Raw genomic sequence first — 8267 nt, 5'->3', positions numbered from 1 at the left:
CTATCTTTTAATTCATAAAGTATTGGTAGATGATATTTTCCTGTTGCTTCCATTGTTATTTTTACTTCTTCTTTTAACTTTTCTAGTTTATTCAATAATTTTTCTACTTCTGTTTTTTTTAGAGAAACATCAAATGGTTTCCATATTATTTTGCTTCCTTGTTCTAATGCACAAACTGTGATTTTGTCTTTTGATATATCTATTCCTACAGATATCATGATTTTCCTTCTTTCTTTTTAGTTTGTAGTTTCTACCTGCACCATTACACTCTTTTTAGCTTGTGACACGGACGTATTGCCCAACCTGCTTAACCGAATATGAATAATGAAAAGGTAGTTGACAGTTTTTGTGGCGGATGTTTCAACCCTAAAAGAGGCTCGTCATACTACTTCTTCATTATACAAAAATAGTGCAAGATAGGAATTATTTCCTTTCTTACACTATTTATGGTACTAAAGAGAGGCCCAAAGCCTCCCTAAATTTTATTTTATTTATGGAATCCTGCTGGATCATTTGATTCATCTGCAAACCAAATATCAGCATATCCACCGTTAATTGAAACTCCCATCACACTAATCGTATTCCAGTCACCTTCTCCAACGATAACTGCGTTGTGACCTTGGGAATTCTTCCAAATATTAAGCGCTCTTGCTGCTGCATCATCTGTTGTGAAATCACTCATGGCAGAAATTTCGTATCCGTCAACTTTGAAGTTTGTCAATTCTTTTGGTTTATTCCACATACCTTCTTGGTATTTGTGATCTGGCGTGTACATTACCGGTTTCCATTTTCCGTGATTTGACCAGCTGTGAAGATTTGCTGGTATTCCTCTTTTGTCCTTCCAACTTTCGCTGTAATATTTGTTTTGGTCGTTGTTGTGAGTTCTTGCAACAAATGTCAATGACTTAGAAACTTTTAATGGCTTCAATCCTTTTGATTTACGATAGTCATTGATTCTTTTAGCTAATTCTTCTTCTCTTAATGAAAGAGGTGTGTTGATGTTGAAGTTGGAAAGATTAGTATCTTTTACTCTTTTACCTTCAGTATTTGGTTTTTGTTCTGGTTTCTTTTCTGGTTTCTTTTCTGGTTTCTTTTCTGGTTTATATTCGCCAGTTAATTTTTCGTATTGAGTTTTTGAAACTGATTTTTCTCCACCAATTATAGTTACTTGCTTAATTCCATTTTTGTCTATAAATGATATTATGCTGTCTATTGCTGAATCGTCAGATAATAAAATTCCTGAATTCATTTTAACTGCAAGTGGTGCTGCTGATAAAGCGTCTGGATAATCTCTTCCATCAGCGATTACAGCTTTTTCAGTTGTACCGATTTGTTTCATTACTTCTATTGAAGTATCATTTCTATTTTTGCCGGAAATTCTTGCTACATTTTCCAATCCTTTAATACTTACAGAATTTTTGCCGCCAATTATAGTACTGATGTTTTTTGCTTCAACACCTTTTGGCAAGGTTTTTCCGTTAGTTAATACAAGAGTTTTGTTTTTTGAAATAGCGTAAGGAGCTGCGGACAACGCATCAGCGAACTTTTCACCATTAGCCAATACGATATTGTTCTTAGCATTTAATACTTCAGCTACTTTTGTCGATGTTTCGTATCTGTCATTTCCAGAAATTCTAGTGATTTTTTTACCTTGAAGTTTTAGTGTTTTTTCTACACTTTCAGATACAGATCCTTTACCACCGATAATGATGACTTCTTTCGCTCCAAGTCTGTCGATTTCTTTTTGCAAATCAGAAGATGCTCCTGCTTTTTCTGTCAATAAAATTGGTGCTTGATCCGCAAAGTTTCCAGCAGTCAATGCATCAGCAAATTTTTCGCCGCTAACCACCACAACCTTGTCACTCTTTGAAAAAGCGTGCTTGCTAATTTCGATTGATGTGTCGTATCTATTATTGCCTTTAATTCTTTGAACATCCACACCTTTAGCTGCAAATGACACTTGTGGAATTATGTTTGCTAGTATTACTCCTGCTAACATTAATCCCAATACTTTTTTGTTTTTCATAATTTTTCTCCTTCTAATTATTAATACTAGGTTTCCTTATGTGAGGATACCGTTTTTGTATTTACAATTATATTATACATCATAAATGTATTAATGTAAAAATCTTTTTATGTCGTTATCTCCTATTAAAACAGTCCACAATTTTTTTATAACAAACTATTACAATTTTGTGTTTAATTTTTCCAATTTTAAGATTCAGAAATCAATAATCTCAGCGAACGCAATTTTCATGCATGAAGTTTTCAATTTTATCGTTCCTTACTTAAAAGATTTTCAAATATAGCAAACATTCATACTAAGAATATCATACGGATGAAATTGCTTTGGTTTCAAATCGAAAAAATCCGTCAAAAATTTGACCGCGTAAGCGAAGCGTGCTTCAAATTTTAGGATTTTAAGATTTAGAAATCATCAATTTCAGTAATCTAGATATTCGTGCATGAAGTTTGCTCATTTTTATAATCGTCAATCAAAAAATGGTCCCTATAAAAGAGACCATTCATCTATCTTACTACTACTGCCATTCTTCTTGACAAATAATTTTCCGATACTTCGCTATATGATTTTGTGATTTCGTTTGAGTACCAAGGATCTGCAATGTAGAATCTGTTTGTTTTTGGATTGTAGCCGTTGATGCAAATTCCGTGGTTGTTTGCGAAAAATCTCTTTCCGTAAACATTAGTTGACCATCTTGGTTTTTCCCATCTTAATGTTCCGTAGTACATGATTGTGTTACCATTTTGAAGTTCTGCTATTATATCTCTCATATTTGAACCAGAAATATTTTCCGCTTTTCCATTTGCAAATCTGTTTGCAAACTTAGTCATTGGTTCTGGATTCATATATGTTGCCATAACTCTTGTGTGGTAATAAGCATCCCAAACGTAAGGATTTCTTGAAAAACCTGTGTTGTTATTGTTAGTGTTCATAGGAAGTTGATTCAAAAATTCGTTGTAAGTGTACTCTAACGCATAACCTTTTGCTTGTAATGCGTGATACATTGCAGTAGGTTCGCAACCAATTGGGGCCGCTTTTTGTTTAATTCCACGTTGTGATTTTGGGTTCATTTGGTTCATTATATTTGGAACTGTTATGTGTGATATTCCGAAATCTTGTGGATTGTAGTATTTGAATCCTTCCGGTCTAATCCATCCCTTAATTCCGTTAAATGATAAGTTAACCCATTTATCTTCAACCTTAACAACCTTCAAAATCTTGTTAACTGCAACATCGATTACTTTTTTAGCTGAATCTTTCATTTCTGTTAACAAAGAGATAGCTTTGTTGTTAACAACGTAATCTTTTAATCTGAATACATTTCTATCAGTTTTATAAACTTTGATTAAATCTTTCTTTAATAATGCGTTCTTAATATTTGTGAAGCAATCATCTGAGATAGAGTTTTCTCCGCCAAAAACATAAGATTTTTCTTCTACATTCAAACCTTTCAAGTAGTTTTCGTGAGTTTGAGTTTTGTTAGAAGAGTTCGCTTCTTTTTCCAATTGAATGTTGTCTTTTGGAACTAAAACAATTGGAGCGTCGATTTTTTGGCTAACAGGAGCTGCTGCTAATGCATCTGCATACACTTCTCCCGTTGTAAATATAGCTTTTTTGGCGTTTGGATAAGCTATTTTGGATACTTCAACGCTTGTTTTGTATCTGTCGTGACCTGCAATTCTTGTAGATTTCAAATTAAGAATGCTGTCGATTTCTGCTTTTACAGAATCGCTAATGCTGTTAGCTCCACCTACAATATAACTTTTTAAAATCTTTGTCTTATCGATTGATGATAAATACTCTTTGATTGATGTAGGTAGTGTGTTTTTTTGTACTAGAAGAATTGGAGATTTTGTTTTGTTTGCAAGTCCAACAGAACTCAAACTATCTGCATAATTTTCTCCACTAGCAAACACCAATGTGTCAGCGTTTTTCTTATTCTTTGCTAATTTTGCGTTGACAGCGTATCTGTCATGTCCGTCGATTCTTTCAACTTCGATTCCCATTTTTTTCAAAAATTCTTCAACATCTTTGCTGATTGTCTTTTCGCCACCAATGATGTGAACTTTTTTGATTTTTCTGTCTAGAAGTTGTTTTTTAGTTTTTTCGTTTAAAGATGAACCTTCTGTGTACAAAATAGGCATTTTGCCATCAGTGATGTTGCCAGAGCTTATAGCATCCGCAAACACATCGCTGGATGTAAGTACAACTTCTTCTGTCTTTTCGAAAAACTTGTCGTGGATTTTGTTTGCAGATTCAAATCTGTCATGTCCTTCGACTCTTTCAGCTACGTTTTTGTCCGTAAGAACTTCCTTGTGTTCTTCCTTTTTTGGTTGTTCATTTGGTTGTTCTTCGTCCTTTTTTTCTGTTTGGTCAGCTTTTTCTGTAGAATTTTCTTGTTTTGAACTATTTTCGGGATTTAATTGTTCGTCATTTATTTCAACTTTTGGTGAAATAATTTCTTCTTCGGCGTAACTAATTCCTGTTGTCATTGAAAATGCTAGTAGAAAAGCTATCAATAACTTCTTTTTATTCATACCTTCCTCCTCAATAAAAATTATACCACATATCGAGGAAATAATATCATTTTCTATACATAAAATTCCGCTTGTGCATCCCACAATTTTTTGTACATTCCGTTCTTGCTTATTAAGCTGTCGTGATCTCCAGTTTCAGCAATTTCTCCCTTGTCGAACACGATAATTTTGTCGGAGAATTTGCAACTAGATAACCTATGAGATATAAAAATCGCAGTTCTGTCTTTGATTATTTCGCCCAATTTCTCGTAAATTTCAGCTTCACTTATAGGGTCAAGGCTCGCAGTCGGTTCATCCAAAATCAAAAACGGACTGTCTTGGTATAATGCTCTTGCAATGGCGATTTTTTGTTCTTGACCTTTGGAAACGCTAATTCCATTTTCGTCGATATCTTTGTACAGATAAGTTTGGATTCCCTTGTCCCATTTTTGAACATCGTCGTACATTCCGACATCTTTGAGCGATTGAACTACTTTTTCTTCGTCGTAATCCATTCCCGAAGCAACATTTTGTGCCAATGGATATGCGAACAAATTAAAATCTTGGAATACAACTGAGAATATTTTCAAATACTCATCGTATCTGTATTTTTTGATGTTAATTCCATTCAACAAGATTTCCCCTTCAGTAACATCGTAAAATCTAATCAACAACTTCACAAAAGTAGTCTTGCCACAACCGTTTTGCCCTACAATCGCCAATTTTTTCCCAAGGTCGAATTTCAAATTGATATTTTTCAATACCCAATTGTCAGTTCCAGGATATTTGAAGCTGACATTTTTAAATTCGACTCCGTATTTTTTGTCGGATCTTTTTTCCGTAGTCAAACTTCCATTGTAAAACTCCGATTTTTTGTGCAAATAATCCATCATAAGTTCTGCATACGGAGTGTTGCTCTTGTACAATGCAACTCCTTCCAAGAATTTCGACAAATTACTTGTAAAATTTATCAAACTTCCCAAATATTGGCTGAGCATTCCTATTGAAATAGCTCCAAGCAATGATTTGGATACTACGACAAGATAAATCAACAAAACTTGTAATTTCGAGAAAAATTCGCTGAGTATTTTGTAAGTGACACCTTCTGTCGACATAATTCTATCGAAAAATCCACCAGGATTAAAAATCCCACATTCATTAAGCATATTAGCTGCAATATTATATTGACGATACATTCTTGTATCCAGCATCCTGCTTTTATCTTTCATTCGCCAACAATAAAATGAGAACACTCGATTTCCAAATTTTCCTTGTTCAGCTATTTTGTTCCAAATTTCAAACTGTTTTGCGTTGAATTTCTGTGAAATCCATGATAAAAATACAACAACTACAATCAACAAAACATTTATCCAGACGCTATTTAGAAACGAAAAACTTTCTGGTGCATTCCAGCTTGTAATGAGAAATTGATACGACAACACCAAACTACCTATCATCGCCAATAAAGACTCCAATATCATATCGTATGCGTAAAGAACTCTTATAATTCCGAATTCACCGATGTTTATGTTTTGTTCTATATTCGATTTTTCTCCGATAATGTCTGTGTCTTGGGATTGTTTGTAATCTAATTCATTGAATTTTTTGGATAAAATATGGAAAAATATCTCGTATTTCTTGTCCTTGTATGTGTTTTGGATTTTATTCGTCAAAGCAAGAATTATTTGAATGAAAAACACTGACAACAAAGCAATTACTGCCCATTTACCTACAAATCTCACAGGCATCTTGTTGACAATTCCATCTATCATTCTAGCAGATGCGTAAATACTAATTAAAGGGAATATAGCTGAGAATAAACAGTTAAGAGTGTAGTTGATGATAAGTTTTTTGTAATTTTTCCACAAAACACTCCAAGTATCTTTGAATAGTTTAAGATTCTTTTGCATTGTAGTCCTCCCTGTAATATTTCGCTTGAGTGTCGAACAAATACTTGTACGTTCCACCCTTTTCCATCAATTCCTCGTGAGTTCCACGCTCTTCAATCCCCTTATTTCCAATCAGCAAAATGTAATCGCAAAATCTCGTCGAAGCCATTCTATGAGAAATAAATACGGACGTGTGGTTTTTCGTTAGTTCATTGTATTTGTTGTACAAATCCCTTTCCGCCAATGGGTCAAGCGCTGCTGTTGGCTCATCTAATATCAAAAACTTCGAATTTCTGTACAAAGCTCTCGCAAGAAGTAGTTTTTGTGTTTCCCCTCCTGATAAAACTGGAGAATCTTGATAGATATATTTTTCAATCGTGTTGAATACTCCATTTGGAAATTCCTTAACTTTGTCGTAAAGTCCTGCTAATTTCAACACCTCTTCCACGCCTTCCACATCATCTGTGGATTTTGATTGAGTTACATTCATGTAAATTGTTTCCGGCAATATCGAATAATCTTGGAACACCGCAGAGAAAATCTCGTAATATTTTCTTCTGTTGAGTTCTCTCAAATCAATTCCATTGACAAGCACACGACCCTCTGTTGGATCCAAAAATCCTATCAAAAGTTTGATCAACGTAGTTTTCCCCGATCCATTGAGCCCAACTACAGCGACCTTTTCTTGTGGATTGACTTGAAAGTTCACATTCTTCAAAACATATTCGTCACTACCTGGATATTTATATCCCACGTTTTCAAATTTTATCGTAATATCCTCGTCAGGATTTAATTCGATTCCTCCGTCTTTTTTGAACTTTTCTTCCAAATCCACAAACTCTCTCACAGTTGCGATGTCCTTCGCTTCCATAAAAAGCACACTGAGAAAATTGAACAATCTTTGAACATCGTATCCGAATTTTGTTTGTGCAGAAAAAGCCAACAAGAACATACTGGCATCGATTTTGCCATTCACTGCAAAATTTATCAAATAATAATATGTAACGGAATTTCTCAAAAGGTTGAACACGCAATCCAAGAAATCTGCTATCAACATTTTGTTGCCCATTTTGTTCAAGAAATCATCGTACAACACAAAAACGCTGTCGTATATATCGTCCAGCCAATTTCCTAGGCCAAACATTCTGATATCTTTTGAGTATTCTTGACTGCTCACTGAATAAATGTAGTTGAATTCCTTTTCAAACTTAGCTTGTGTTTTCCTATTATCGTACTTCCATTGTTTAAATTTTTTTGAATACAGAAAACTAATCAAACTAGCGATAATCGACACCAAAATTATGAAAATAGGAAGTCTTGCAAGTAAAATCAAATACACACTTGTGCTGATTAATAAATACAAAACGTCTTTCATCGTAAGCCAGATATTTTCTGTAGCTTTATCATTTCCTTCTAAGTTTATGTTCGCCTTTTCGGATAAATCCAACACATTCTTGTCCAATGTCATCTCATAATCCATCGACAAGAATTTTTCTATACATTGATTCATCAAAATACTTCTTATGTAGATTTTCTTGGACAATATTCTCAAATCCAACGACTCTTTTATCGCAGAACATACGAAAATCAAAACCGCAAACACGACAACAGTAAGCATAATCGTTGTGAAATCTTGTGAGTTTTCAACCATTTTGATAATTTGTGGAGTAAAATACAACTGTAAAATATCAATTCCAGCAGTCGTGATAGCCATAATTATCAGCATGAAAATCAAACTTTTTTGGTTGTTCCACGCAAGATTGAACATAAATTTAATATTATCATTTGTAGAATAATTTTTCTTCATAATTACCTCCCAATAATATATTAACCGAAATA

5 protein-coding genes are annotated in these 8267 nt (G+C 33.9%); all 5 read right to left on the bottom strand.

What is annotated here, in order from left to right:
- A partial coding sequence (locus GKG01_RS02365) for a transposase (RefSeq protein ID WP_154272054.1) occupies positions 1-218 on the bottom strand: 218 nt, incomplete at its 3' end.
- Between the two features lie 269 nt (positions 219-487).
- The gene (locus GKG01_RS02360) at positions 488-2026 is read right to left on the bottom strand and encodes a cell wall-binding repeat-containing protein (protein ID WP_154272053.1); all 1539 of its coding nucleotides are present in this window, start codon (positions 2024-2026) and stop codon (positions 488-490) included.
- 503 nt (positions 2027-2529) lie between these two features.
- Positions 2530-4560 carry a cell wall-binding repeat-containing protein gene (locus tag GKG01_RS02355; RefSeq protein WP_154272052.1) on the bottom strand — a complete coding sequence of 677 codons (2031 nt, stop codon included), beginning with the start codon at positions 4558-4560 and terminating at the stop codon, positions 2530-2532.
- A gap of 53 nt (positions 4561-4613) precedes the next feature.
- Positions 4614-6449: an ABC transporter ATP-binding protein gene (locus GKG01_RS02350; protein ID WP_154272051.1), complete on the bottom strand. Its 1836-nt coding sequence runs from the start codon at positions 6447-6449 to the stop codon at positions 4614-4616.
- Positions 6433-8235: an ABC transporter ATP-binding protein gene (locus GKG01_RS02345; RefSeq protein WP_154272050.1), complete on the bottom strand. Its 1803-nt coding sequence runs from the start codon at positions 8233-8235 to the stop codon at positions 6433-6435. The genes GKG01_RS02350 and GKG01_RS02345 overlap by 17 nt, the downstream gene beginning before the upstream one ends.
- Positions 8236-8267 lie beyond the last annotated feature (32 nt).

It is taken from the genome of Finegoldia sp. BIOML-A4 (assembly GCF_009679635.1).
In the GTDB taxonomy this organism is placed as follows: domain Bacteria; phylum Bacillota; class Clostridia; order Tissierellales; family Peptoniphilaceae; genus Finegoldia; species Finegoldia magna.
The sequence above is the reverse complement of the archived record's forward strand: the minus strand, read 5'-3'. Positions and strand labels throughout refer to the sequence as shown.

Excerpts from the sequence above, each read along its gene's own strand:
- GKG01_RS02345 (WP_154272050.1), bottom strand. The coding sequence starts at position 8,235 with ATGAAGAAAAATTATTCTACAAATGATAATATTAAATTTATGTTCAAT.
- GKG01_RS02350 (WP_154272051.1), bottom strand. The coding sequence starts at position 6,449 with ATGCAAAAGAATCTTAAACTATTCAAAGATACTTGGAGTGTTTTGTGG.
- GKG01_RS02360 (WP_154272053.1), bottom strand. The coding sequence starts at position 2,026 with ATGAAAAACAAAAAAGTATTGGGATTAATGTTAGCAGGAGTAATACTA.
- GKG01_RS02355 (WP_154272052.1), bottom strand. The coding sequence starts at position 4,560 with ATGAATAAAAAGAAGTTATTGATAGCTTTTCTACTAGCATTTTCAATG.